Source organism: Streptomyces sp. NPDC005141, assembly GCF_053599975.1.
Window position 1 is genome coordinate 1 of the sequence record NZ_JBSFYW010000059.1, and the last position, 26,205, is coordinate 26,205.

The 26,205-nt window shown below is 69.9% G+C and carries 19 protein-coding genes and 1 riboswitch; of the genes, 7 read left to right on the forward strand and 12 right to left on the reverse strand.

What is annotated here, in order from left to right; translation table 11 throughout:
- Nucleotides 1–374: 374 nt before the first annotated feature.
- Nucleotides 375–962 carry a flavodoxin family protein gene (locus tag ACWD68_RS33180; protein WP_451810160.1) on the forward strand — a complete coding sequence of 196 codons (588 nt, stop codon included), beginning with the start codon at nucleotides 375–377 and terminating at the stop codon, nucleotides 960–962.
- Between the two features lie 11 nt (nucleotides 963–973).
- Here ACWD68_RS33180 and ACWD68_RS33185 read toward each other — a convergent pair whose 3' ends face one another.
- The 4 genes from ACWD68_RS33185 to ACWD68_RS33200 all read right to left on the reverse strand — a co-directional run bounded on the left by ACWD68_RS33185 (nucleotide 974) and on the right by ACWD68_RS33200 (nucleotide 5,628).
- Complete coding sequence (locus tag ACWD68_RS33185; protein ID WP_451810161.1) at nucleotides 974–1,864, reverse strand: ABC transporter permease; 891 nt, start codon at nucleotides 1,862–1,864, stop codon at nucleotides 974–976.
- Nucleotides 1,851–3,011: an ABC transporter ATP-binding protein gene (locus tag ACWD68_RS33190; RefSeq protein WP_451810162.1), complete on the reverse strand. Its 1,161-nt coding sequence runs from the start codon at nucleotides 3,009–3,011 to the stop codon at nucleotides 1,851–1,853. The genes ACWD68_RS33185 and ACWD68_RS33190 overlap by 14 nt, the downstream gene beginning before the upstream one ends.
- A 30-nt stretch (nucleotides 3,012–3,041) precedes the next feature.
- The gene (locus ACWD68_RS33195; protein WP_451810163.1) at nucleotides 3,042–4,310 is read right to left on the reverse strand and encodes a LolA family protein; all 1,269 of its coding nucleotides are present in this window, start codon (nucleotides 4,308–4,310) and stop codon (nucleotides 3,042–3,044) included.
- A 274-nt stretch (nucleotides 4,311–4,584) separates the two neighbouring features.
- The gene (locus tag ACWD68_RS33200; RefSeq protein ID WP_451810164.1) at nucleotides 4,585–5,628 is read right to left on the reverse strand and encodes a CHRD domain-containing protein; all 1,044 of its coding nucleotides are present in this window, start codon (nucleotides 5,626–5,628) and stop codon (nucleotides 4,585–4,587) included.
- A 239-nt stretch (nucleotides 5,629–5,867) separates the two neighbouring features.
- Here ACWD68_RS33200 and ACWD68_RS33205 point away from each other — a divergent pair, with 239 nt between their 5' ends.
- The gene (locus ACWD68_RS33205; protein ID WP_451810165.1) at nucleotides 5,868–6,428 is read left to right on the forward strand and encodes a hypothetical protein; all 561 of its coding nucleotides are present in this window, start codon (nucleotides 5,868–5,870) and stop codon (nucleotides 6,426–6,428) included.
- A gap of 8 nt (nucleotides 6,429–6,436) precedes the next feature.
- Here ACWD68_RS33205 and ACWD68_RS33210 read toward each other — a convergent pair whose 3' ends face one another.
- Complete coding sequence (locus ACWD68_RS33210; RefSeq protein WP_451810166.1) at nucleotides 6,437–7,447, reverse strand: polyprenyl synthetase family protein; 1,011 nt, start codon at nucleotides 7,445–7,447, stop codon at nucleotides 6,437–6,439.
- A 448-nt stretch (nucleotides 7,448–7,895) separates the two neighbouring features.
- Between ACWD68_RS33210 and ACWD68_RS33215 the strand changes: the two genes are divergently transcribed.
- Together ACWD68_RS33215 and ACWD68_RS33220 are read left to right on the forward strand one after the other, a co-directional pair.
- Complete coding sequence (locus tag ACWD68_RS33215; protein ID WP_451810167.1) at nucleotides 7,896–9,893, forward strand: CocE/NonD family hydrolase; 1,998 nt, start codon at nucleotides 7,896–7,898, stop codon at nucleotides 9,891–9,893.
- 707 nt (nucleotides 9,894–10,600) lie between these two features.
- A riboswitch (cyclic di-AMP (ydaO/yuaA leader) is annotated at nucleotides 10,601–10,787 on the forward strand.
- A 3-nt stretch (nucleotides 10,788–10,790) separates the two neighbouring features.
- Nucleotides 10,791–11,558 (forward strand): transglycosylase SLT domain-containing protein, encoded by a 768-nt coding sequence (locus tag ACWD68_RS33220; protein WP_451810168.1) that lies wholly within the window; start codon nucleotides 10,791–10,793, stop codon nucleotides 11,556–11,558.
- 157 nt (nucleotides 11,559–11,715) lie between these two features.
- On the opposite strand, the gene ACWD68_RS33225 is transcribed toward ACWD68_RS33220, so the two are convergent.
- Nucleotides 11,716–12,525, reverse strand: coding sequence for an HAD family hydrolase (locus ACWD68_RS33225; RefSeq protein ID WP_356469720.1), 810 nt, complete (start codon nucleotides 12,523–12,525; stop codon nucleotides 11,716–11,718).
- A gap of 358 nt (nucleotides 12,526–12,883) precedes the next feature.
- Here ACWD68_RS33225 and ACWD68_RS33230 point away from each other — a divergent pair, with 358 nt between their 5' ends.
- Nucleotides 12,884–13,789 carry a hypothetical protein gene (locus ACWD68_RS33230; RefSeq protein ID WP_451810169.1) on the forward strand — a complete coding sequence of 302 codons (906 nt, stop codon included), beginning with the start codon at nucleotides 12,884–12,886 and terminating at the stop codon, nucleotides 13,787–13,789.
- 186 nt (nucleotides 13,790–13,975) lie between these two features.
- Here ACWD68_RS33230 and ACWD68_RS33235 read toward each other — a convergent pair whose 3' ends face one another.
- On the reverse strand, nucleotides 13,976–15,199 hold the full coding sequence (locus tag ACWD68_RS33235; RefSeq protein WP_451810170.1) for an FAD-dependent oxidoreductase: 1,224 nt from the start codon (nucleotides 15,197–15,199) through the stop codon (nucleotides 13,976–13,978).
- Between the two features lie 27 nt (nucleotides 15,200–15,226).
- Nucleotides 15,227–16,477 carry a carboxylate--amine ligase gene (locus ACWD68_RS33240; protein ID WP_451810171.1) on the reverse strand — a complete coding sequence of 417 codons (1,251 nt, stop codon included), beginning with the start codon at nucleotides 16,475–16,477 and terminating at the stop codon, nucleotides 15,227–15,229.
- A 248-nt stretch (nucleotides 16,478–16,725) separates the two neighbouring features.
- On the opposite strand from ACWD68_RS33240, the gene fahA reads away from it, so the two are divergent.
- Nucleotides 16,726–17,955 (forward strand): fumarylacetoacetase, encoded by a 1,230-nt coding sequence (fahA, locus tag ACWD68_RS33245; RefSeq protein WP_451810172.1) that lies wholly within the window; start codon nucleotides 16,726–16,728, stop codon nucleotides 17,953–17,955.
- A 110-nt stretch (nucleotides 17,956–18,065) separates the two neighbouring features.
- Here the strand turns inward: fahA and recQ are convergent, their stop codons facing one another.
- Complete coding sequence (recQ, locus tag ACWD68_RS33250; RefSeq protein WP_451810198.1) at nucleotides 18,066–20,084, reverse strand: DNA helicase RecQ; 2,019 nt, start codon at nucleotides 20,082–20,084, stop codon at nucleotides 18,066–18,068.
- Between the two features lie 291 nt (nucleotides 20,085–20,375).
- Here recQ and ACWD68_RS33255 point away from each other — a divergent pair, with 291 nt between their 5' ends.
- Nucleotides 20,376–20,996, forward strand: coding sequence for a hypothetical protein (locus ACWD68_RS33255; protein ID WP_451810173.1), 621 nt, complete (start codon nucleotides 20,376–20,378; stop codon nucleotides 20,994–20,996).
- A 60-nt stretch (nucleotides 20,997–21,056) separates the two neighbouring features.
- On the opposite strand, the gene nuoN is transcribed toward ACWD68_RS33255, so the two are convergent.
- The 3 genes from nuoN to nuoL are packed head-to-tail and all read right to left on the reverse strand — an operon-like array spanning nucleotide 21,057 to nucleotide 26,202.
- A complete protein-coding gene (gene nuoN, locus ACWD68_RS33260) occupies nucleotides 21,057–22,715 on the reverse strand; it encodes an NADH-quinone oxidoreductase subunit NuoN (RefSeq protein ID WP_451810174.1) in 1,659 nt (552 codons plus the stop codon).
- Entirely contained in the window at nucleotides 22,712–24,283 is a 1,572-nt protein-coding gene (locus ACWD68_RS33265; protein WP_451810175.1) for an NADH-quinone oxidoreductase subunit M, read from the reverse strand. The genes nuoN and ACWD68_RS33265 overlap by 4 nt, the downstream gene beginning before the upstream one ends.
- 5 nt (nucleotides 24,284–24,288) lie before the next feature.
- Nucleotides 24,289–26,202 carry an NADH-quinone oxidoreductase subunit L gene (gene nuoL / locus ACWD68_RS33270; protein WP_451810176.1) on the reverse strand — a complete coding sequence of 638 codons (1,914 nt, stop codon included), beginning with the start codon at nucleotides 26,200–26,202 and terminating at the stop codon, nucleotides 24,289–24,291.
- Between the last annotated feature and the right edge of the window lie 3 nt (nucleotides 26,203–26,205).

Below are 26,205 nucleotides of genomic sequence, written 5' to 3' on the forward strand. Positions count from 1 at the left end.
TCGCCGCTGGATCAGACGTGGGCTACCTGTGCGAACTGCTGCTCGATCCGAACGTAAGCGACGGACATTGGGATGTACCGGCACGGCCCCTCCCGCGCGCGGACGGCTGCGGGTGCGCTGTGGTGAGAGTCAGCCCCTCCGGCGTTTGAGGAGCGGGGGCTGGGGCGGGAAGCCCCAGGGGTGGGAAGGGTAGGGGCGGAGGGGGCGAAAGACGGTTTTGGGCGGGCGCCCGTGCCGGGGAGGGGGAGGGGCAGCCCCGGGGTGCGGGGAGCCGGCTGAGCCGAGCGGGGGCTGGGGTGGGCCCTGGACTATTGCATGCGTGTGCATATATTGTGTACGCGTGTAATTGACGGCGTGCGACTCCAGGGGGAACCATGACCCGCCATTTCCTGTTCCTGCTCGGCAGCAGCCGCACCGGTGGCAACACCGAACTGCTGGCCCGCAAGGCCGCCGAACAGCTGCCCGCCGATGTCGAGCAGCGCTGGCTGAGCCTGGCCGAACACCCGCTCCCCGACTTCGTGGACCTGCGCCGCGACAGCGACCATGTGCGTCCTCCCGCCGGAAGCACCCCGGGCATGCTGCTCGACGCCACGCTCGCGGCCACCGACATCGTGATCGCGTCCCCGCTGTACTGGTACTCGGTGTCCGGACTGACCAAGCGCTACCTGGACTACTGGTCGGGGTGGCTGCGCACGCCCGGTATCGACTTCAAGGCCACCATGGCCGGTCGCACCCTCTGGGGCGTCACCGCGCTCGCGCACGAGGAACAGGAGGTCGCCGACCCGCTGACCGGCACGCTGAACCACTCGGCGGCCTACATGAAGATGCGCTTCGGCGGGGTCCTGCTCGGCAACGGCAGCGGGCGCGGCGACGTCCTGAACGACCCCGAGGCACTGGCCCGGGCGAAGACCTTCTTCGCGGCACAGGAACCGCCGCTCGCCCGCTTCCCGTACGAGGCCTGAGGCGCCCTCGTCTAGGCGTTGACGTCCTTCGCCGTGAACCGCGCCCACGCCGCCGACCCGAACACGGCGGCGTACAGACCCTGGAGGCCGAGGTTGTGGACCAGGTCGTCCCAGTAGACCGGGTCGCGCATGAGGTCGGCGAAGGACAGCCAGTAGTGGGAGAAGAAGTACGGCTGGAGCGCGTGCAGCTGGGGGATCTGGTCGAGGATCTGGACGGTGATGAGGAGGCCGACCGTCGTCGCCATGGCCGCGATGCCGCTGTTGGTGAGGGTGGAGACGAACAGGCCGAGTGCCGCGACGCCGGTCAGTGACGCGGCCACGACGAGAGCGATGAGCAGCGCGCGGCCGAGTCCCTCGGCGAAGGTGATGCGGGTCCCGGAGATGGTGGTCAGCTCGCCCAGCGGGAACAGCAGGGCGCCCACCAGGAGTGCCGAGAGTGCCACCACCAGGGTCGCGACCAGGCAGAACGTCATCGTCGTCGCATACTTCGTGAGCAGCAGCCGGGTGCGGCCGGCGGGCGCGACGAGGAGATAGCGCAGAGTCCCCGCGTTGGCCTCGCCGGCGATCGCGTCGCCCGCGATGACGCCGATCGCCATCGGCAGGAAGAACGGGAGTGTCGCTGCCAGCGCGGTGAACACGAGGAACAGGCCGTTGTTGGTGATCTGCGCGATGAACGCGGGGCCCTCACCGCCGCCACCGCCCGCGCCCGAACCGTCGCCCGTCTCGATCTTGATGGCGATGCCGATGAGGATCGGCACGGCCGCGAGCACGCCGAGCAGCGCGATCGTCCGCCAGCGCCGGAAGGTCGTGACGAGCTCACTGCGGAAGAGCCCGAGTGTCCACAGCGGGCTCGGCGCACGGCCGGCCACCGCCCCCACGCGCAGCGTCTCAGCCCGCGACATCGAAGCCCTCCCCGGTCAGTGCCACGAAGGCGTCCTCCAGCGAGGCCCGTTCGACCCCGAAGCCACGGACCCGGACGCCCGCCGTGACCAACGCGGCATTCAGTTCAGCGAGTTCGCGGTCGGGCGGCTCCGCGGTCACGCCTGTCTCGGTCACGACGAGATCGGCGACGCCCTGTTCCTTGAGGACCCGGGCCGCGTCCCCCGCGTCCGGGGTGGTCACCACCAGCCGGCCCCGCGCACCCGCCGCGAGGTCCGCCACCGCGCCCTGGGTGATGAGCCGGCCCTGCGCCATCACGGCCGCGTGCGTGCAGACCTGCTCGATCTCGTCGAGGAGATGGGAGGAGAGGAAGACGGTCGTGCCGTCCGAGGCCAACTCGCGGACCAGTGAGCGGATTTCGCGCATGCCCTGGGGGTCGAGACCGTTGGTCGGCTCGTCCAGGACGAGCAGGCGGCGGGGCTGGAGCAGCGCGGCCGCGAGTCCGAGCCGCTGCTTCATTCCCAGGGAGTACGCCTTCGCCTTCTTGCCCGCGGCGGCGGTCAGCCCGACCCGGTCGAGGGCCGCCGCGACGCGTGTCCGCCGGGTCCGGGGATCGGCGGTCGGGTCGGCGGCGTCGTACCGGACGAGGTTGTCCCGCCCGGAGAGGAAGCCGTACAGGGCGGGACCCTCGATCAGCGCCCCGACGTGCGGGAGCACGGCCCGCGCGGACCGGGGCATGGGCTGCCCCAGCACGCGTGCCGTGCCCGAGGTCGGCTCGATCAGGCCCATCAGCATGCGGATGGTGGTGGTCTTGCCCGAGCCGTTCGGCCCGAGGAAGCCGAAGACGCTGCCCGCCGGGACGGTCAGGTCCAGGCCGTCGACGGCGAGCTGTCCGCCGCTGTAGCGCTTGCTCAGCGCGCGAGTGGCGATCACCGCGTCCTCGGTGGCCGGGGTGGGCGCGGTGCCGGTGCCTCCGGCTCGCCTCGCGGGTGCGGCGCCGCTTCCTTCCGCGGGCACGGAGCCGACGTCACCCGCTCCCCCGGCGGGCGCGGCTCCGGCGCCCTCCGGCTTCCGGGCAGGCGCCGTGCGGGCCCCGCCCGCCTGTTCGGCGGGCACGGCACCGCCCCCGGCCTGCGCCGGATCGGGCTCGACGGCGGACAGCTCCTCCATGGGCTCCCTCGGTTCGGCTCGCCTGGGGACCTACTGGGCCGCGTTGGCCGCCTTCACCAGCGCGTCCTTGGTGACGGCACCGGCGTACACCTTGCCGTCGTCCGTGATCAGCGCGTTGACCAGGCGGGTCGAGAAGACCGTGCCCGAGCCGAACTTGCCGGTGACGTGGTCGCCGAGGGAGTTCAGGAAGCCGTCGACGTCACTGTTGCCGGTCGAGCCGGACGTGCCGGTCGGCAGGCCCTGGCCGCCGGTCTCGAACTCGGCGATGGAGTTCCAGCCCTTGCCGATGGTCTTCAGGCCCTCGAGACCCCCGGCCAGACCTTCGTCGGCCTTCGGCCGCGCCTTCTCCTCGCCCTTCGGCTTGTCGCCGCGCAGGTCCTTCAGCCTGTCGCCCTTCACACCCTCGTGCTCGTCGCCCTCGGTGACCTTCGCACCCTTCGGCGGGGTGAAGGCGAAGGTGGACGCGGCCGGCTTGGAGAAGTCGACCCGGGTGAAACCCGCGTCGACGACGGCCGCGCCACCGCTCGCCGGGGTCAGCGTGAACTTCAGCGGCAGACCCGTCCTCGCGTCCACCGCGATGCTGATCGCGCCGACCGTGGAGCCGGACTGCTTGGGCTTGATGACGAGCCTGTAGGCGTCGCGGCCCGCGACGTGCGCGGTGCCGTCGACGGTCACTGAGGTCGTCTCGTCCACGGCCTTGAGGGCTTCGTCGGCGAAGTCCTTGGGGGTGGCCGGGACGTCCCGCGGCGCCTTCTCCCCGGCGCCCTCGGATTCGCCGGACGTCGCGTGGTAGACCTCGTTCGATTTGCTGTCGTACCCCCACACGTCCTTGCCATTGTGGATGAGGCTGTACTCGGCGGCACTGTCCAGGAGGGAGACCTTGCCCTTGTCCGGGCCGTCGGCGGCGACGCGCAGCGTGTGCGTGCCCGAGGCCAGTTCGAGGAGCTTGGACTGCGGGTCCGCGGAGGAGCCCCCGTCGCCTCGGGCGGCACCCGAGGCGAAGCTGCTCTCCAGGCCACCCAGGTTCGGCAGTCCGAGATCGGTGCTGATCTTGACCGTGCCGGACAGCTGCTGGACGTCCGACTTGGCGATCTTCTCGATGAGTTGCTGAGCGGTGACCTTCGGCAGGTCGGGGTCTCCGGAGTCGGCGAGCGCCGGGACGAGCCCGATCGTCGCCGCCGCCACCCCCACCACCGCGACCGGAACGACGTACCGCGCGGCCTTGCGTCGCCCGGCGCGCAGGTCGTCGGCGTCGGCGGCCTCTGCGGCCCTCGCGCTGTCGTCTTCGTACGGTGCCATGTGTGCCTTACCTCCGTCGTCGGCGGCGGCCCTACCGTCGTGCCCTGCTCCACCCCTAAGCCGCCATTCTCACCCGAACCGGTGAGGAGTGGTGTTCTCCATCTGACCAAATCGGCGGGATGGAAGCGTCACCCCCCGGACTCAACTCCGCGAGTCCTGCGGTATGACGTGAGAAGGCGGCGCCTCGCCCGACCCGTAGGGGTCGTGCCGGGCGGGGCGCCGCCCCGACCGCGCGCCGGGCCGGAACCGGCGGGATTCCGGCCCGGCGCTCGCCTCAGCGCTGCACGAACACATAGTCCGCCTGGTAGGGGACGCCCACGATGGTGCCCGGCGAGCAGGAGCCCGCCGGGGCGACGCCGCCCACGGTGTTCAGGCGCAGGATCTCCTGCGTGCCGGCCAGCAGGCCGTGGTGCCGGCCCGACGGGGTGGCCTTGAGGTCGAGCTCGGGGATGTTCGTTGCGCCGTTCGGGGTCTTCGCGATCAGCGCGCCGGTGACCGCGCTGCGGTCGGGCGCGACCCACTGCGGGGTACCGGAGTTGGGCTTCACGAAGGAGTGGGCGATGTGGCCGCCGAGCCGGGCCGCGACATCGCGCTGGGCGAAGGCGTAGCCGCCGCCCTCGGCCGGCTTGCACTCGTAGATCTGCTTGCCCTTGACCACGGACGCCTGGAAGTTGTGCAGGGCGTTCCTGAAGTCGAAGGTGTTCGTGACCTTGTGGAGCTGGCCGCGGACGGCCCCGCCGGGGAACTCGGCGGTGTGCAGATTGGCGTAGAACGAGCCGGGGTCGGTCCTCAGAGCGTCGAGCAGGGCCGCGTCCTCGACCTTGACGGTCCCGACGACGCTGTGGCCCTTGATCCGGTCGAGCAGCTTGCCGAAGTCGACCTTGACGCCGCCGTTGGCGCCCCTGGCGCCCTGGTGGATGTGGAGCAGGGTGGGCCTGCCGGTACCGCGCCAGGTCACGGCCACGGACACCTGGTCGCCCTTGACCTTGATGAACTCCAGCGCCGCGCCGTCCTTGTCGCCGACGGCGGGGCCGCCCTGGACGGGCACCTCGGCGGCGCCGCGCAGACTGGCGGCGAGGATGGTGCCGCCCGTGCCGCCCATGACTCCGTGCTGCGTGACGATGGTCCTGTCGTCGTGCCCGGAGTGGTTCGTACCGCTGTTCTCGCTGTGGCTCGTGCCGTTCTTCCCGCCGTGGCCGCCGTGGTCGGCGGCGACCGCCGGGATGACGGCGGCGGCGACACCGGCCGCCGCGGCGACCGCGACACCGGTCAGGATCAGGCTCTTGCGACGCGTCGTGAACGTGGCGTTCGATCCCATGATTCTGTTTTCTCCCCGTAACTGGGCCGACGCCCCCTGCGTCAGCTTCTGCGCATGGGTACGGACTGGATCCGATCCTGGACTCAATCCAAGAGTGTGACACCCGCCACATTCACAGAGCCGATCAAATCCGGCGTCGATTCGAGCAGAAAACGGCTTGAATCCGTACTTACGGGTGGCAGCGATCGGGATCGCCCAGAACTCCAGGGGGCGACGGATCGAGGGATCGAGGGATCACCATGCTCGCCATCAGGCACATCAGACACATCACGGGATACGCCGCCACGGGCGCCGCCGTCCTGGCGCTCACGCTCTCCGGATGCGGAGGCGGAGGCGGAAGTGGAAGCGGAGGGGGCGGCAGCGGGGACGGCTCGGCGAAGAGCACCGGCTCCACCGGGTCGGCGACGGCGACACTGACCACCGCCGAGGTCGGAAAACTGGGCACGGTCGTGACCGACAGCAAGGGGTACGTCCTCTACCGCTTCGACGCGGACTCGGCGAACCCGACCAGGGTCAGCTGTTACGACACCTGCGCCCAGGTCTGGCCGGCGGCCACGACCCAGGGCGGCGTGACCACCAAGGGCATCGACAAGAGTCTGGTCTCCACGGTGAAACGCACCGACGGCGGCACCCAACTGACCCTCGCCGGCTGGCCCCTCTACCGCTACGCCAAGGACGACGAGCCGAAGGAGGCCTACGGCCAGGGCGTGGACGGAACGTGGTTCGCCGTGACACCCACCGGAGCGAAGATCACCACACCGGCACCGGCATCCCCGGGCACGGGAGGAGGCGGCTACTGACGGCCGTCTCAGCCGGCCCGGTGCACCACGGCGTCCACCAGCTCGACCAGGGCGGCCTTCGCGTCGCACTCGCGCAGCGGGGCCAGCGCGGCCCGCGCGTCCTCCGCGTACCGCACGGTGTCCCTGCGCGCCTGCTCCAGCGCGGGGTGCTCCCGCAGCCGGGCCAGCGCCTCCGCGTGCCGCGCGTCGTCCGTCAGATCGGAGTCCAGCAGCTCGCACAGCGCGATGTCCTCGGCGAGCCCCAGCCGCTCGGCGCGCTCACGCAGCCGCAGCACCGGCAGCGTGGGAATGCCCTCGCGCAGATCGGTCCCCGGGGTCTTGCCGGACTCGTGCGAGTCGGACGCGATGTCGAGGACGTCGTCCGCGAGCTGGAAGGCGACGCCCAGCCGTTCGCCGTACTGCGTCAGCACGTCCACGACCGTCTCGTCGGCCCCCGACATCATCGCCCCGAACCGGCACGCGACGGCGACCAGCGAACCGGTCTTGCCGCTGAGCACGTCGAGGTAGTGATCGACCGGATCGCGCCCGTCGCGCGGCCCCGCGGTCTCCAGGATCTGCCCGGTCACGAGCCGCTCGAACGCCTCGGCCTGGATCCGGACGGCCTCGGGCCCGAGGTCGGCCAGGATGTACGAGGCGCGGGCGAAGAGGAAGTCACCCGTGAGGACGGCCACGGAATTGCCCCAGCGGGCGTTGGCGCTGTCCACCCCGCGCCGCACCTCGGCCTCGTCCATCACATCGTCGTGGTACAGCGTGGCGAGATGGGTCAGCTCGACGACGACGGCCGAGGGAACGACACCCGGCGCGTAGGGATCACCGAACTGCGCGGCGAGCGTCACGAGCAGCGGCCTGAACCGCTTCCCGCCGGCACGCACGAGGTGCTGGGCGGCTTCCGTGATGAAGGGGACCTCGCTCTTGGTGGCTTCGAGCAAACCCTCCTCGACAGCCGCCAATCCGGCCTGGACATCGGCTTCGAGAGCCTGGTCCCGCACGCTCAGCCCGAACGGCCCGACGACGGTCACGAGAGGTTCTCCTGTCTGCTGACGATCACATGGCGAACTCGGTCGATCATTCGGTCGATGACACGGTTTGTCGATGTGTCGCTGCCATCACTCAAGTCAGCGTATCCGGTCACGTTTCGATCACCACGAGCGCCCACCGTCCCCCGGCCGACTTCGCTCCGCCAGCAGGTATACGGGAGTACACCCGGAAGGCACACGGGAAGCACCTGCGTGCCCCAACGGCGGGTACCCCGACTCGCGGGCGCCACCCGACCACCGGCGGTATGTTCATGATCAGTAGATATGAACCGATACACGACGACATGCGAAGAAGCACCCGTAAGTGGTGACTGTGTCCTCTGGCTCCACCGAGAACGAGTCCGGCCCGGAGGTGACGGCCCTCATCCCCCGGCCGGGCCGCACGACGCACCCCGTCCTCTGAGATGCACCCCGTCCACTGAGGTGGCTCATGCACATCCGTACGTCCTTCCCCTACGAGACCACTCACGAGGACGTCCTCGTCCCTCTCTCGGACGGCACCCGTCTGTACGCCCGGATCTGGCGCCCGCTGACCGAGGAGCCCGTCCCGGCACTCCTGGAGTACAGCCCGTACCGCCTGACCGACTGGACGGCACCGCGCGACCGGCAGCGCCACCCCTGGTACGCCGGACACGGCTACGCCTCCGTCCGTGTGGACGTGCGCGGCCACGGCAACTCGGAGGGCATGCCGACGGACGAGTACTCCGAGACCGAGCCGGCCGACGGGGTGGAAGTGATCGCATGGCTGGCCGCCCAGCCCTGGTGCACCGGCAGGGTCGGCCTGTTCGGGATCTCCTGGGGCGGCTTCAACTCCCTCCAGATCGCGGCCCGCGCGCCCGAGCCGCTCAAGGCGGTCGTCACGGTCTGCTCGACGGACGACCGCTATGACAACGACGGGCACTACGCCGGAGGTTCCGTCCTCGCCGTCGACACGCACTCCTGGGCGGCCACCCTGCTCGCCTTCGCCGCCCGCCCGCCGGACCCGGTGCATGTGGGCGAGGTGATGTGGCGCGACATGTGGGTGAGGCGGCTGGAGGCGGTCGAGCCCGTCGTCCACACCTGGCTGGCGCACCAGACCCGGGACGCGTACTGGCGGCACGGCAGCGTCCGCGAGGACTACGGCTCGATCCGCGCGGCGGTCCTCGCGGTCGGCGGCTGGCACGACCCGTACCGCGACACGGTGCTGCGCCTGGTGGAGAGCCTGCCGCCGGATCGCGTACGAGGTCTCATCGGTCCCTGGTCACACCAGTACCCGGACCGGGGCCTGCCGCCCGGACCGGCGATCGGCTTCCTCCAGGAGACGCTCCGCTGGTGGGACCACTGGCTCCGGGACGAGGACACGGGCGCGCTCTCCGTCCCCCTCCTGCGCTCGTACGTGATGGACGCGCATCCTCCGGCGACCGTGTACGGGGAACTCCCCGGCCGCTGGGTCGGTGACCCGGCCTGGCCCTCACCCTCGGTGACCCCGATCACGTACGCGCTCCAGGGCACCCCGGTGCCGGTGCGGTCCCCGCAGCACACGGGGGTCGACGCGGGCCGCTTCTTCCCCCTCGGCAACGACGCCGACCTGCCGCCGGACCAGCGGGAGGAGGACGCCCGGTCGACCTGCTTCGAGTTCGAGGTACCGGCGGAGACCTGGGTGCTGGGCCGCCCGCGGGTCGATCTGCGGCTGACGCCCGCGTCGCCCAGGGGCCAGGTGATCGCCCGTCTCTGCGACGTGGCCCCCGACGGAGCGTCCACGCTCGTCACCCGAGGCGCCCTGAACCTGTCGGCGCGCCGAGGCCTCGACCGGACGGTTCCGGCGGAACCCGGCACCACGGAGAACGTGGCGTTCGACCTGAACGGCATCGGCTACGCGTTCCCGGCGGGCCACCGCATCCGCCTGAGCGTCTCCTCGACCTACTGGCCCTGGATCTGGCCCCAGCCGGGCTCGGAGGCGGGCTTCACCCTCGACCCCATCGGCAGCTCCCTCGAACTCCCCGTACGGACAAGGGAGTCGGACCTCTCCATCACCTTCGGGGAACCGGAGGAGGCGGAGCCCCTCGGCGTGGCCGTCTCCGAGACACTGGACGAACCCCGTCCGGAACGCCTGGTCCTGCGTGACGTGGCCGCGGACACCTGGCGCCTGGAGGTGGACCCGTGCCTCGGCGGCACCCGCGCGTATCCCGACGGCCTCGAATGCACGGAGGACGCCCGGGAGACGTACACGATCGACGCGTCCGACCCGCTGTCCGCCCACGCCCGCTCGACCTGGTCGATCCGTCTGCACCGCCCGGACCTGCCGTGGGACGCCCGCGTCGAGACGGCCTCCACCATCAGCTGCGACGCGCAGGATTTCATCACGTCCGACGAGGTCGTCTGCAAGGACGGTGACGAGGTCGTCTTCCACCGGACCTGGGAGAAGAGAATCCCGCGCACAACCGGCTGACCTCGGGCCGCACGGGGGCGGGAGCCCACGCCCGTACCGTCGGCCGACAGGGCTCGCGGGAGCGGGAGTTCACCCCTGAGGACCACTGACGCGCCGCGCGTCCCGAGCCGGACGCGCCGTTCGTCCCGGCCCCGGAAGCGCTGCTCGTCCCGGCCCCGGAAGCGCTGCCCGTCCCAGCCCCGGACGCGCCGCCCGTCCCGGCCCGGTCCGCCCGGCGTCCCGACGCCGGCATCCGGCGCATGCGCCGAACACCCGCGCCACGGGCCGCACTTCACCCCGCGCTCGCCCCGGCTCGGCCCACGCCCGGCCTGGTCCGACCCACGGCCGTCGCGGCCCGGCCTGCGCCGGGCCCGCACCTCGGCCCGGCACGGGGCACTTCCCTCGCGATCCTCACGGCCCGAATCCCTCTGCCTGGGGGTTCTCTTGCCGCCCTCCGGGAACGCGGCGCCCTTGATCGCCGGAAGCACAATGCCCGAGTTGCCCGGCATGCCGCCTTGATGACCCTTGGTCTCGTGAATTGAGTCACGCGAGAGCCCGGGCGTCACCCCACCCCATCACCCCGCCAACCCATTTGCTAAAGGCAAGTTGAGGATTCAATTCCGCTCTAATCGGACGTTTCCCCCTCGCCCCAAACAGGCGAAATCGATCTTCACGACCAAATCCGGCCTTGTTCCGGACATGTGCTCTCGCATACGTTCTCGTCGATCCCGGGCGGATCGCCGAATCCTGCCGCCGCCCGGCTACCCACCCACGCACGGCAGGAGCGGGGGACCCACAGGTAAGCCGCCGATCCGGACACCGGACCGGCTAGGGGTGAAGCCGCGCCCATAACGCGGCCGGGCATCTCCCGCCCGAACCCGACAGCTCACCTCGCAGGCGTCGGAGAGGACATTCGTCATGCCCGCACGAGGCAAGCACCGCCGCACGAAGACCAACGTCATCACCCGGGGCATGATCGCCGCCGGAACGGGCGGCATCGCCCTCGCCCTGCCGCTCGTGAGCGCGACCGGCGCCCACGCGGCGACCCCGGCTCAGGCCCCCCAGCTCACGAAGGCCGCCAAGACCGCCGTGGTCCCCAACGTCCAGCTCATCACCTACAAGGTGGTCGCGGGCGACACCCTGTCCAAGGTGGCGCAGAAGCACCCCGAGAGCGGCGGCTGGAAGAAGCTGTACAAGGCGAACCGCGCGGTCATCGGCGACAACCCCGCCCTGATCCGCCCGGGCCTGAAGCTCACCGTGGGCACGAAGACGCTGAAGTCGACGGCGGTCAAGACGGCGAAGGCGACCCCGGCCGTCGCCAAGTCCTCCGCGACCACCGCCACCCAGGCGTCCGCCAAGACGTACACGAACAACCTCGACGGCTGGATCAAGGAATCCCTGGACATCATGGCGGAGAAGGGCATCCCGGGCAGCTATGACGGCATCTACCGCAACGTGATGCGCGAGTCCTCCGGCAACCCGCTGGCCATCAACAACTGGGACTCCAACGCCGTCGCGGGCACCCCCTCCAAAGGTCTGCTCCAGGTCATCGACCCCACGTTCCGGGCCTTCCACGTCCCCGGCACGTCGATGGACCCCTACGACCCGGTCGCGAACATCACCGCGGCCTGCAACTACGCGGCCAAGACCTACGGCTCCATCGACAACGTCAACGGCGCCTACTGATCACACCCTCACCATCACCCGCCGGCGGCACCTTCTCGGTCCGCCGGCGGGCGCGTTGCCTGTCGAGTTCCTCGCCTGACCGATCCCTGGAACAGGCAGACCCCCTGAAGCAGGTGGATCCTGAAGCAGACGGCTCCCTGCAACAGGCAACCGGTCCCTAGAAGCCGAAGAGGCGTTCCAGGACGACCGCGATTCCGTCGTCCTCGTTCGACAGGGTGACCTCGTCGGCCACCGCCTTGAGTTCCGGATGGGCGTTGGCCATCGCCACACCACGGGCGGCCCAGTCGAACATCGGGATGTCATTGGGCATGTCGCCGAAAGCGAGCGTCGCGCCCGGAGTGAGGCCGAGGTGCGCCGCCGCGAGAGCGAGGCCCGTCGCCTTGGTCACCCCGCATGGCTGGAGTTCGACGGTGCCCGGCCCGGACATGGTGACCGTCGCCAGCGAACCGACCACGCCCCGCGCCGCGGACGCCAACTCGTCGTCGGACAAGGACGGGTGACGGAGCAGCACCTTGCTGATCGGCTCCGACCAGAGGTCGTCCCGTCGCCGCACCCGCACCGCCGGCAGGGTCGGATGCGGCATCACATATCCCGGCTCGATGAGCGTCAGACCGTCCACGCCGTCCTGGTCCACCGCCGCGTACAGCAGCCCGACCTCCGCCTCGATCTTGCCGAGCGCCGTCTCCGCCAGTTCCCTGTCCAGGGTCACCGACCACAGCATCCGGTCCGCCCCGGCGTCGTACAACTGGGCCCCCTGTCCGCACACCGCCAGCCCCTCACCCCCGAGTTCGTCGAGGAGCGGTCGCACGCGCGGCGCGGGGCGGCCCGTCACCACGAGGTGCTGGGCACCCGCCTGGGCCACCTTCGCCAACGCGGCCCGCGACCGGTCGGAGAGGGTGTCGTCGCCGCGCAGCAGCGTTCCGTCCAGGTCAGTGGCGATGAGTGAATATGCAGTCGGAGCGGCCATGATCCGAAGAATACGGATCGAACGACTCATCGGCCCGGCGTGAACCGGACGACGTCCGGTATCCCGTCAGCAACGCCGTTCACCGTACGGTGGTTAGCGCGTTGCGACCGCTTCGGATCATGCAAGGTCCACTTCCGCCCACACCGACTTTCCCGCACATGACCCATCACAACACCCCAACACCCCACCGGCGCACGGCAGCAGGCCGACCCGACGACGCGCACACCATTCCAGGAATCGCCGACCACCATCGACAAGTCCGGGGAGAGCAATGTCCCTTGAGCCCTCAGCGCGGGTTCCTCGCCCTTCCGGCGCGGTGACCCCCTTCCGGCAACACCTCCGCAGCGCTGCCGAAGCCGTGATCCGGCGCTTCCCCGAATCCCTCCGGTCCGAGATCTACACCCTGTCCTTCCGGATCTGGCGGATCGACGGCGACGACCGCCACCCGTACGTGGCCATCGGCTACAACACCGAGACCCAGTACGAGCGGGAGACCTACCCGGAGGACCCGGGCGAGGCCCGCTGGAACTACGCCCTGTGGCTGCTGGACGGCTTCGAGATGCTGGGCAACATCCCCGAAGACCCTGCCGGAAGTCCTCTCTACGTGGACGAGGTCAAAGAAATGGGGATCTGGTTCGACGGTGACCACGACCTCCTCACCATGGATCTTCCGGAGGAAGAGGAGGACGAACTGGACGCCAGGTCCGACCTTCTCCGGCTCCACTTCTACGACGCCGTCATCGACCTCGCCCGCCACCTCCACGCCACGGGCCACTTGGTGGAGATCTTCGGCCGCGCCCTCCCCGTCGTCGTCTTCGACATGGACTGCCCGGGGTGGGAGATCGAGGCCACCCGGGCCGCCAACCCACCCGAGCAGATTGCGGACTTCATGGCCTGGCAACAGGGCGCCATCTACGAGAGCGCGCCGAGAACGGAGGAATTCCTGATCCTTCTCGACGCGGAGTGGCTCGACTACTTCCGTGCCATGACCAACGTACTCGTGACCCGCTTCGGCATCCCCCACGCGGAGTCCGTCGCCAGGATCAACGAACGCTACGCGGCGGCGGAGCTCAAGCCCATGGGAGAGGACCTGCTGGGGCACGAACTCCCCGAGTTCTGGGCGTACGGCCTCTACTTCGAACCCGACTCCAGGGGCATGCTGCCCTCGGGCTCCCCCGAATCCGACGGCGACCTCCACGCGTGGGCCGTTCGCCCCGCCCCACCCCGCGACTCGGCCGCCTGGACCCTCCCGGAGGAGCGCTGACGGAAGAGCACTGATCGAAGAGCACTGACGGAGGAGCACTGACGACTGAGGCGGCCGGCTCGGCGGCCGGACGCAGCCCCTCGGCCCCGGTCGGCGGCCGCCCGCACCGCCGACCACCCGCACCGCCGGTGATCATCACCGTCGGCTGTCATCACCACCGACCACCGCGCCCTCGGCTGCCATCCCTCACCCGTGTGCGGCCACCAGATGCCTGGTCAACCGCGGTGAGGCGAACTCCGTCCCGCACACGAACCGCATCACCGGTCCGTACGAGGCCGCCGCCGGCAGCCCTGTGAAGTACAGCCCGGGCGCGGAGGACCGATAGCCGGCACCGAGCTTCGGTGTACCGCGGCTCACCGCCAGCTCCGCGCGGAGCTCGTGCCCGAGGAAGCCCATCGCGGCGATGTCGACGCGGTAGCCGGTCGCGGCGATGACGTGATCGGCGGACAGCTCGTCCACCCGGCCGCCGTGGGGCTGCACGGTGAGGACGGGTGCGCCGTCGGTGACGGCGGCACGGACGATCCGCCGGACCTCATGGACCGCGACCTTGCCCTCGAAACGGTCCCGGAGCCACCAGGCGCCGAGGGGACCGAGCACACGGCGGACCAGGTAGTGCCGGGCCTGGGCGGGCAGATAGCGGTAGGGCTGCGGGTAGTAGCTGAGCGCCCACAGGGACCAGGCGCGCCCGAACGGCGACTCGGGGCGCAACTTGGGCTGGTTCCACGGCGGCGCTCCGAAGTCGACGGCACCCTTGCCCCGGGACACCACCCGCACCTGCGCGCCGGCCTCCGCCGCGAGCGCCGCCGTCTCCAGAGCGGACTGCCCCGCGCCGACGATTATCAGCTCCTTGCCGGAGAAGCGGCTCAGGTCGTGCTGCTGCGAGCTGTGCGAGACCGGGCCGGTCGGCGTGGGTCCGTCGGGCGCCGCACCCGCGAGCTCGGGAGGCAGATGAGCGAGCCCGGACAGTCCGGTGGCCACCACGACCGCCCGCGCGGTGAACGACTCTCCCGAATCCAGCTTGAGTTCGAACCCGTCGGACCGGCCGGCCCCCTCCCGGCCGCCCTTCCGGTCGATCGACACGACCCGCACACGCTCCAGCTCGGGCACGAGCTTCTGCTGGAACCACTCCCCGTACGCGATGAACGTCTCGACCGGGATGATGTCCTCGTCGGTGACCAGGCGACGTATCCCCGCCGCGTCGCAGTAGTCGGCGAGTGTGTGTCCGCGCTGCGGGGCGTCGATGTTGGAGGCGACCGGAGTCGACTTGAGAAGCATTCCCTCGGGCATGTGATCGCGCCAGCTCACCATGGGCTCGCCGAAGACACGCACCGGGACTCCACGCGCCCGCAGATGGGCGGCGGTGGACAGGCCGAACGGCCCCGCACCGATGACTGCTACCGGATGAATCACGAAGTCCCTCCCCAGGACGTACTACGCCTACTTCGCGGTGGAACTGTTGGTGCTGCCGCGGCGGTTGGTCCGCCACAGCTGATAGAGATGCTTCGCGCCCGGCCGCACGAGGCGCGCCAGCATCATGAAGAACGGCCGCAGGTCGTCACCCGCGAGCCATGCCAGCTCCGTGCCGCTCGCGCGGGTCGGCGCGTGCGGTGTCGTATAGCCGCTGCGCCGGTAGGCGAGCAGGGCCGGCAGATCGATGTTCTCCACGATGTACCGGTGACCGGCCCGCTGTTCCCCCTCCGGAACGGCGCATCCGGTCAGGTCCGCGTGCATGGCACGGACGACGTCGATCCCCGACTCGTTCTCGAAGAGCCGGAACTGCGCGCCCATGCGTGGGTTGAAGTCGAGGAGCTTGTACTGACCGTCGCGGCGGTCGAATCGCAGGTCGAGGTCGATGATTCCGCTGAAGCCGATCTGTTTGATGAAACGCGCGGCGAGGTCGGCGAGTTCCGGATTGTCGACGACGTACGCGTTCGCCGTCATGCCCGCGTGCGGCGGCCAGGAGCGGACCTTCACCCCGGTGAACATCGCGAGCGGTGTCGAGTCCGCGTCGAAGTACGCGTGCACGATCCAGTCCTCCGCCTCCTCCCTCGGCAGGTACTCCTGGAGGATCACACCGGGCTGCGGACCCCAGTCCCTGGCGAGGGCGAGCAGCCCCTCGCGGGTCGCGATCCTCGTCGTGCCGTTCACGGCGGGCCGGCTGCGGCGCACGAACGCCTCGCGGTTCTTGGCGACGAGCGGGAAGCCGGCTTTCTCGGCGAACGCCTCGATCTCCTCGTACGACTGCGGAAAGGCCGTCGCGGGGCTGGGTATGCCGTGCTCCACACACAGTTCGTGCAGCCCCTGCTTGCTGGCCAGCCGGCGGGGGAGTTTGGCGTCCACGCGCGGGAAGAGGAAGGGGCCGGCCAGTTCCTCCTGGTGCTCGGCGATCAGTACGGCGGCCTCTTCGTCCGTCGGGACGAGGACCGTGGGCCGGCCGATGCGCCGGCCGATGCGCAGCAGTCCCTCGACGAGCCGCTCGGGTTCCTCCGTCCCGGTGGTCGGCCACACGAAGGCACGGCGCAGATAACGCGAACTCGCGGCCGGTGTGTAGCGGTCCTCGGTTATCGCGTACATCGGAATGCCGAGTCGGCCCAGACTCCGTATGGCGCCCACGCCGCCGTGGTGCAGCGGGTAGTCGCCGAACTTCACGATGAGGCCCGGAACTTCCCGGTCGACGTCGGCAGGCACACTCCTGGAACTCCTGGCCACGGGTCCCCCCACATGTCCCCCTACGGACCGGACCCACCCCGTCCGTGTCCCCCAAAGGACGCTAAGCCGGAATTGCCACGTCCGACAAGGTCAATTCGGACATTGCAAACTCTTTAGGCACTGCCACAGCATGGTCACTCCCCCGTAACGTGTGCCCCGACCACATGAAACGCGTGGAACGCATGGATCACATGGCGAGTACGAATCCGAAAGCGAGGCACCAACAGATGCCCCCCTTCGATGTCCCCGAGGGCGATCCCTTCGGCCCGCACAACCTGCCGTACGGCGTGTTCTCCCCGACCGGCCCGGACGGCGACCCCGAGCGGCGCGTCGGCGTACGGCTCGGCGACCATGTCCTCGACGCGGGCGCCGCGGCCCGGGCACTCGGCTCCCCGTACGCTGGGCTGCTCGCGCAGCCGACCCTCGATCCGTTGCTCGCGGCGGGCCGCACCGCCTGGTCCGACGTCCGGCGCGCGCTGACGGCCTGGGTGACCGTCCCGGCTCACCGGGAGACCCTGACTCCTCATTTCCACCCCCTCTCCGACGTGACGCTGCACCTCCCGTTCACCGTCGCGGACTACGTCGACTTCTACGCCTCCGAGAACCACGCCCGGAACGTCGGCCAGATCTTCCGTCCCGACGCCGCCGACTCCCTCACCCCCAACTGGAAGCATCTGCCGATCGGCTATCACGGCCGCTCCGGCACGATCGTGGTCTCGGGCACGGACGTCGTACGCCCGTCGGGCCAGCGCAAGGCCCCCGCGGACGCAGCCCCCGTCTTCGGCCCCTCGGTCCGCCTGGACATCGAGGCGGAGGTGGGCTTCGTGGTCGGCACCCCCTCGGACATGGGCCGGCCGGTGCGGCTGGGCGACTACCGCGACCACGTCTTCGGCCTCTGCCTCCTCAACGACTGGTCGGCGCGCGACATCCAGGCCTGGGAGTACGTCCCCCTCGGCCCCTTCCTCGGCAAGTCCTTCGCCACCTCCGTGTCGGCGTGGATCACCCCGCTCGACGCCCTCGACGACGCCCGCGTCGCGCCCCCCACCCGCACGCACGCGCTCCTCCCCTATCTGGACGACGCCTCCGAAGACCCCGGCGGCTACGACCTCCGCATCTCCATGGCCATCAACGGCCACGTCGTCTCCGAACCCCCCTTCTCCACCATGTACTGGACGGCCGCTCAGCAGCTGGCCCACATGACGGTCAACGGCGCCTCCCTGCGCACCGGTGACCTCTACGGCTCCGGAACCGTAAGCGGCCCCTCGGAGGGTGAGCGCGGCTCCCTGCTCGAACTCACCTGGAACGGGCGCGACGCCCTCGAACTCCCCGACGGCAAGCGCACCTTCCTGGAGGACGGCGACGAGGTCACCCTGACGGCCTGGGCGCCCGGGCCGGGCGGAACCCGGGTTGGCCTCGGCGAGGTCCGGGGCCGCATCACGCAGGCCGTTCCCCAGTAGGACGAGGTCCGCGTCACGGTGGCCGCAATCCTGGCCACCGTGACCCCGCGGGAATCCGACGGACGAGCCAGTCCCTTATGTCCGCCCCTCCAGATCCGCCCCTCCAGTCCCTACATCCAGTCCTCGGGCTCCGGCTCCTGGTCCATTTCGGGCCAGTCCGGGTCGGGCCCCTCGTCGGTCGCCGCGGCCGGGACACCCGGAGCGACTGGGGCGCCCGGTTCGCCCTGGTCCGCCGCGGGCGTGCCACCGCCCAGCGAGGCGAGCACCCCGAGCACGCCCTCCCCGTACGTCGCCAGCTTCTTCTCGCCCACCCCGCTGATGCCACCCAGATCCTTGACGGACGTGGGCCACAGCGTGGCGATCTCCCGGAGCGTGGCGTCGTGGAAGATGACGTACGCCGGGACGCCTTGCTCACGCGCCTGCTCGCCACGCCAGGAACGCAGCGCCTCGAAGGCGGGGACGAGCTCGGCGGGCAGTTCGGCCGCCGCCGCCTTGGCCTTGCGCTCGCCCTTGGGTGCCGACGACCGGGAGGCGGTCGGCTTCGGCGGCTCCTTGCGCAGCGGCACATCGCGCTCGCGCCGCAGCACGGTCCCGCTGTCGTCGGTCAGCACCAGCGTGCCGTACTCGCCCTCGACCGCGATCAGTCCCTGGGCCAGCAACTGCCGTACGACACCCCGCCAGTCGGACTCGGCCAGCTCCTCGCCGATGCCGAAGACGGACAGCTGGTCGTGGTCGAACTGGATCACCTTGGCGGTCCGCCGCCCCAGCAGGATGTCGACAATCTGCCCCGCGCCGAACTTCTGTCCCCGCTCGCGCTGGAGGCGTACCACCGTGGACAGCAGCTTCTGCGCCGCGACCGTGCCGTCCCAGGTCTCCGGGGGCGTCAGGCAGGTGTCGCAGTTGCCGCAGGCCGGGGTGTTCGGGTCCTGGCCGAAGTAGGCAAGGAGCTGTGAGCGCCGGCACTGGGCCGTCTCGCACAGGGCGAGCATCGAGTCCAGGTGGGCGGCCGCCCGCCGCCGGAACGCCTCGTCCCCCTCCGAACCCTGGATCATCTTGCGCTGCTGGACCACGTCCTGAAGGCCGTACGCCATCCAGGCCGTGGACGGCAGTCCGTCGCGGCCGGCGCGGCCCGTCTCCTGGTAGTAGCCCTCGACCGACTTCGGCAGATCGAGGTGAGCGACGAACCGGACGTCCGGCTTGTCGATGCCCATCCCGAAGGCGATCGTGGCGACCACCACCAGGCCCTCTTCGCGCAGGAAGCGCGACTGGTGGGTGGCGCGGGTGCCCGCGTCCAGGCCCGCGTGGTACGGCACCGCCTCGATGCCGTTGCGGGAGAGGAACTCGGCTGTCTTCTCCACCGAGTTGCGCGAGAGGCAGTAGACGATGCCCGCGTCGCCGGCGTGCTCCTCGCGCAGGAAGGACAGCAGCTGCTTCTTCGGGTCGGCCTTGGGAACGATCCGGTACTGGATGTTGGGGCGGTCGAAGCTCGCCTCGAAGTGGCGGGCCGTCGGCATCCCCAGGCGCTGGGTGATCTCCTTGTGCGTCGCACGCGTGGCCGTGGCCGTCAACGCGATGCGCGGGACCTCCGGCCAGCGCTCGCCGAGCAGCGAGAGCGCCAGATAGTCGGGGCGGAAGTCGTGGCCCCACTGGGCCACACAGTGCGCCTCGTCGATCGCGAAGACGGAGATCTTCCCGCGGGACAGCAGGTCGAGCGTGCTGTCCAGCCGCAGCCGCTCCGGAGCGAGGTAGAGCAGGTCGAGCTCCCCGGCAAGGAACTCGGCCTCGACCACGCGCCGCTCGTCGAAGTCCTGCGTGGAGTTCATGAACCCGGCGTTCACGCCCAGCGCCCGCAGCGCGTCCACCTGGTCCTGCATGAGCGCGATGAGCGGGGAGACCACGATGCCCGTACCGGGTCTGACCAGGGATGGAATCTGATAGCAGAGGGACTTGCCGCCGCCGGTCGGCATCAGGACGACGGCGTCGCCACCCGCCACCACATGCTCGATGACCGCTTCCTGCTCGCCTCGGAAGGCGTCGTACCCGAAAACCCGGTGGAGGGTGGCCAGTGCCTCGCTCTCGCCCAGCGTCCCCGTCGCGTCAGCTTCGGTCATCACACCCGTCCCGCCCATCGTCCTGTCCCCCGTACGTCGCGCCTCGACCACTGCGTCCACGATAGGGGTCCGCGCCGACAGTCCGAGAGTTGTCCACAGGCTGCGAGTGATCGGCTTCCCTACGCAACGGTGCCCGGCCCGTCTCACTCCCCTGGACCGCGCGGCCCGCACGCGTTCCACCCGTTGGCCCCGCTTGCATGGCGGCACTTCGCGACCGGGGGACATGCTGCTCGGGCGGGAGGAGGGGGCCCGCAGCCGACGGACCGGCGCCGTCGCCCACGCCTCTCTCGCGCCTCTAGGAGCCTTCGCATGTCCCAGCGCCCCCTCAGGACCGTCATCACTCTCGTGACGGCCACCGCCGCGTCGCTCGCCCTGGCCACCGTTCCCGCCCCGGCCGCGAGCGGTCCGGTCGGCCCGGAAGACCGGAAGGCCATGCGGGATCTTGCCGCGGCGTACATGGCCAGCGTCAAGTACCTCGACGAGAAGTCCGCCCTCGCCGACGGATACGTCCCCCGTCAGTGCACCACGGATCCCGCGGGACACGGCAGCATGGGCTACCACTACTTCAACGAGTCCCGCTACGGCTCGCTCGACCCGGCGAAGCCCTCCGCCCTTCTCTTCGAGGACGGGAAGAACGGCAGGCGCAGGCTCGTCGGGGTCGAGTGGATCGTGGTGGACGCCGACCAGAACCTGAAGACCTCCAAGGACCGGCCTTCGATGTTCGGCGGCCAGAAGTTCGACGGTCCGATGCCGGGGCACTACCCCGGCATGCCGGTCCACTACGACCTGCACGTCTGGCTCTGGAAGCACAACCCCAGCGGGCTGTTCAACCGCTGGAATCCCCGGGTGAAGTGCCCGGCCGCTCCGACCCACTCCGGCTCGGGAAACACCCACTCCGGTTCGTCGGGGACGACCCACCCCGCCCACTGAGAACGGCTCGGGCCCCGCTCCCCCCGAAGAGAGCGGGGCCCGAGCCGCGCAAGGTCCTGCTCAGCGCACGAAGACCCCGGCCTGGCCCGCCAGGTCCAGGAAGTACTGCGGCGCCACACCCAGCACCAGCGTGACCGCCACGCCCACGGCGATGGCCGTCATGGTGAGGGGCGACGGCACGGCGACCGTCGGCCCCTCGGGCTTCGGCTCACTGAAGAACATGAGCACGATCACGCGGATGTAGAAGAACGCCGCGATGGCCGACGAGATCACACCGACCACGACCAGCGCGCCCGCGCCGCCCTCCGCCGCCGCCTTGAACACGGCGAACTTTCCGGAGAACCCTGAGGTCAGCGGAATACCCGCGAAGGCCAGCAGGAAGATCGCGAACACCGCGGCCACCAACGGGGATCTGCGTCCGAGACCCGCCCACTTGGACAGGTGCGTGGCCTCGCCACCCGCGTCCCGTACGAGCGTGACGACGGCGAAGGCGCCGATCGTGACGAAGGAGTACGCGCCCAGGTAGAAGAGCACCGACGAGACGCCGTCGGGCGAGGCGGCGATGACACCCGCCAGGATGAATCCGGCGTGGGCGATCGACGAGTACGCCAGGAGCCGTTTGATGTCGGTCTGGGTGATCGCGACGATCGCGCCGCCCAGCATGGTGACGATCGCCACGGCCCACATGACCGGACGCCAGTCCCAGCGCAGGCCCGGCAGGACGACGTACAGCAGGCGCAGCAGCGCGCCGAACGCGGCCACCTTCGTCGCCGCCGCCATGAAGCCGGTGACCGGGGTCGGCGCGCCCTGGTAGACGTCCGGTGTCCACATGTGGAAAGGCACCGCGCCGACCTTGAAGAGCAGGCCCATGACGACCAGGGCGGTGCCGATGAGCAGCAGTACGTCATTGCCCATGGTGCCGGCGAGCGCCGGGTCGATGTTCGTGACCGTGCCGTCGACGACGTGCGCGATCGTCGCGTAGGACACCGAGCCCGCGTAGCCGTACAGCAGGGCGATGCCGAAGAGCGTGAACGCGGAGGCGAAGGCACCGAGCAGGAAGTACTTGACCGCCGCCTCCTGCGACATGAGCCGCTTGCGGCGGGCCACGGCGCACAGGAGGTAGAGCGGGAGGGAGAAGACCTCCAGCGCGATGAACAGCGTCAGCAGGTCGTTGGCCGACGGGAAGACCAGCATGCCGCTGATCGCGAAGAGCAGCAGCGGGAACACCTCGGTGGTGGTGAACCCGGCCTTCACGGCGGCCTTCTCGCTGTCGCTGCCGGGCACCGAGGCGGCCTGCGCGGCGAAGGAGTCGACCCGGTTTCCGTGTGCCTCCGGGTCGAGGCGCCGCTCGGCGAAGGTGAAGACGCCGAGGATGCCGGCCAGCAGGATCGTGCCCTGGAGGAACAGGGACGGTCCGTCAACCGCGATCGCGCCCATCGCCGCGATGTGCGCCTTCGTGGTGCCGTATCCGCCCGCCGCGAGCGCGACGACCGCGGCGAACGCCGCGGCGAGTGCGACGACGGCGACGAACACTTGCGTGTAGTAACGCGACTTGCGCGGAACAAAGGCCTCGACCAGCACTCCGACGATCGCCGCACCGAGAACGATCAAGGTGGGCGACAATTGCCCATATTCGATCTTCGGTGCATCGATCTTGGAGATCGGTTCGGCCGCGGTTGCCGCCGTTGTCCACAGGCTGTGGACGGCTGATGCGCTCACTTGGCCGCCTCCACCTCGGGCTGGGGGTCCGTCTTGTGTACATCTGACATGGTCTGCTTGACCGCCGGGTTGACGATGTCGGTGACCGGCTTCGGGTAGACGCCCAGGAAGATCAGCAGAGCGATCAGCGGGGCGACCACCAGGAGCTCGCGCACCCTGAGGTCCGGCATCTCGGCCACCTCCGCCTTGACCGGGCCCGTCATCGTCCGCTGGTAGAGGACGAGGGTGTAGAGCGCGGCGAGGACGATGCCGAAGGTGGCGATGATGCCGACGGCCGGGTAGCGCGTGAACGTGCCCACCAGGACCAGGAATTCACTCACGAAGGGCGCGAGACCGGGGAGCGAGAGGGTCGCGAGACTGCCGATCAGGAAGGTGCCCGCGAGCACCGGTGCGACCTTCTGCACCCCTCCGTAGTCGGCGATCAGACGCGAGCCGCGCCGCGAGATCAGGAAGCCCGCCACCAGCATCAGGGCGGCGGTCGAGATCCCGTGGTTGACCATGTAGAGCGTCGCGCCCGACTGGCCCTGACTGGTCATCGCGAAGATGCCCAGGATGATGAACCCGAAGTGCGAGATCGACGCGTAGGCGACCAGTCGCTTGATGTCCCGCTGTCCGACCGCGAGCAGCGCCCCGTAGATGATGCTGATCAGCGCCAGTACGAGGATCACGGGCGTCGCCCACTTGCTCGCCTCCGGGAAGAGCTGGAGGCAGAAGCGGAGCATCGCGAAGGTGCCGACCTTGTCGACGACCGCCGTGATCAGCACGGCGACCGGCGCGGTGGCCTCACCCATGGCGTTGGGCAGCCAGGTGTGCAGCGGCCACAGGGGCGCCTTCACCGCGAAGGCGAAGAAGAATCCGAGGAAGAGCCACCGTTCGGTGCTGGTCGCCATGTGCAGCGACCCGTTGGCCCGGGCCTGGACGATCTCCTGGAGCGAGAAGTTCCCGGCCACCACGTAGAGGCCGATCACGGCGGCCAGCATGATCAGGCCGCCGACCAGGTTGTAGAGGAGGAACTTCACCGCGGCGTACGAGCGTTGCGTCGCCGCCACCTCGTCGCCGTGCTCGTGGGCCTTGTCCCCGAAGCCGCCGATGAGGAAGTACATCGGGATGAGCATGGCTTCGAAGAAGATGTAGAAGAGGAAGACGTCGGTGGCCTCGAAGGAGATGATCACCATCGCCTCGACGGCCAGGATCAGGGCGAAGAAGCCCTGCGTCGGCCGCCACCGCGTGTTGCCGGTCTCCTGCGGGTCGGCGTCGTGCCAGCCCGCCAGGATCACGAACGGCATCAGCAGCGCGGTGAGTGCGACGAGCGCCACCCCGATGCCGTCCACACCCAGTTCGTAGCGCACCCCGAAGTCCGCGATCCAGGCGTGGGACTCGGTGAGCTGATACCGGTCACCGCCGGGGTCGAAACGCACCAAGGCGATCGCGGCGAACACCAGGGTGCCGAGGGAGACGAGCAGCGCGAGCCACTTGGCGGCGACGCGCCGCGCGGCCGGCACGGCGGCCGTGGCGATCGCCCCGAGGGCCGGGAGCGCCGCCGTCGCTGTCAGCAGAGGAAAGGACATCGGTATCAGACCGCCCTCATCAGCAGGGTCGCGGCGACGAGGATCGCCGCACCGCCGAACATCGAGACCGCGTAACTGCGCGCATAGCCGTTCTGCAGCTTGCGCAGCCGCCCGGAGAGGCCGCCGACCGAGGCCGCCGTCCCGTTGACGACTCCGTCGACCAGGGTGTGGTCGACGTACACCAGCGAGCGCGTGAGGTGCTCGCCGCCGCGCACCAGCACGACATGGTTGAAGTCGTCCTGGTACAGGTCGCGTCGGGCCGCCCGGGCGAGCAGGGAACCGCGCGGGGCGACGACCGGGACGGAGCTGCGACCGTACTGGAGGTAGGCGATGCCGGCGCCGACGACCAGCAGCACCATGGTGGCCAGCGTCACCGTGAGGGCGCTGACGGGCGAGTCGCCCTCCGAGTGCCCGGTGACCGGCTCCAGCCAGTGCAGGAAGCGGTCGCCGATGCTGAAGTAGCCACCGGCGAAGACCGACCCGAAGGCCAGCACGATCATCGGGATCGTCATGGACCTGGGCGACTCGTGCGGGTGCGGCTCATGGCCGTCAGGGTCGGGCTGCCAGCGCTTCTCCCCGAAGAAGGTCATGATCATCACGCGCGTCATGTAGTACGCGGTGATCGCCGCGCCCAGCAGGGCCACGCTGCCGAGGATCCAGCCCTCGGTGCCGCCCTTGGCGAAGGCCGCCTCGATGATCTTGTCCTTGGAGAAGAAGCCGGACAGGCCCGGGAAGCCGATGATCGCGAGATAGCCGAGGCCGAAGGTCACGAACGTGATCGGCATGTACTTCCTGAGGCCGCCGAACTTCCTCATGTCGACCTCGTCGTTCATGCCGTGCATGACCGAACCGGCGCCGAGGAAGAGACCGGCCTTGAAGAAGCCGTGCGTCACCAGGTGCATGATCGCGAAGACGTAGCCGATGGGACCGAGGCCCGCCGCCAGCACCATGTAGCCGATCTGCGACATGGTCGAGCCGGCGAGCGCCTTCTTGATGTCGTCCTTCGCGCAACCGACGATCGCACCGAACAGGAGCGTGACGGCGCCCACGACGGTGACGACGAGCTGTGCGTCGGGCGCTCCGTTGAAGACGGCCGCCGACCGCACGATCAGGTACACACCCGCGGTCACCATGGTGGCGGCGTGGATGAGGGCCGAGACCGGGGTCGGGCCCTCCATCGCGTCCCCGAGCCAGGACTGCAGCGGCACCTGGGCGGACTTGCCGCAGGCGGCGAGCAGCAGCATCAGGGCGACGGCGGTGAGCTTGCCCTCGGTGGCGTCCCCGACCAGGCCGGGGTGCTCCTCGGTGCCGAGCAACGGCCCGAAGGCGAAGGTCCCGAAGGTCGTGAACATCAGCATGATGGCGATGGACAGGCCGATGTCGCCGACGCGGTTGACCAGGAAGGCCTTCTTGGCGGCGGTGGCGGCGCTGGGCTTGTGCTGCCAGAAGCCGATCAGCAGGTACGAGGCGAGACCGACGCCCTCCCAGCCGACGTACAGCAGCAGGTAGTTGTCGGCGAGGACGAGCAGCAGCATCGCCGCCAGGAACAGGTTCAGGTAGCCGAAGAAGCGGCGGCGGCGCTCGTCGTGCTCCATGTACCCGATCGAGTACAGATGGATCAGCGAGCCGACGCCGGTGATCAGCAGGACGAACGTCATCGACAGCTGGTCGAGCTGGAAGCCGACGTCGGCACGGAAGTCCCCGACGGCGATCCAGCTGTACAGATGCTGCGTAAGGGTCCGGTCCTCGGGGCTCTTCCCCAGCATGGCGGCGAAGAGGACGGCGGCGATCACGAAGGAGGCGGCCGCGAACGCGGTGCCGATCCATTGGCCGACGGCATCCAGCCGCCGTCCGCCGCACAGCAGTACGACCGCTCCGAGCAGAGGCGCCGCTACCAGCAGCGCAATCAGGTTCTCCACGAT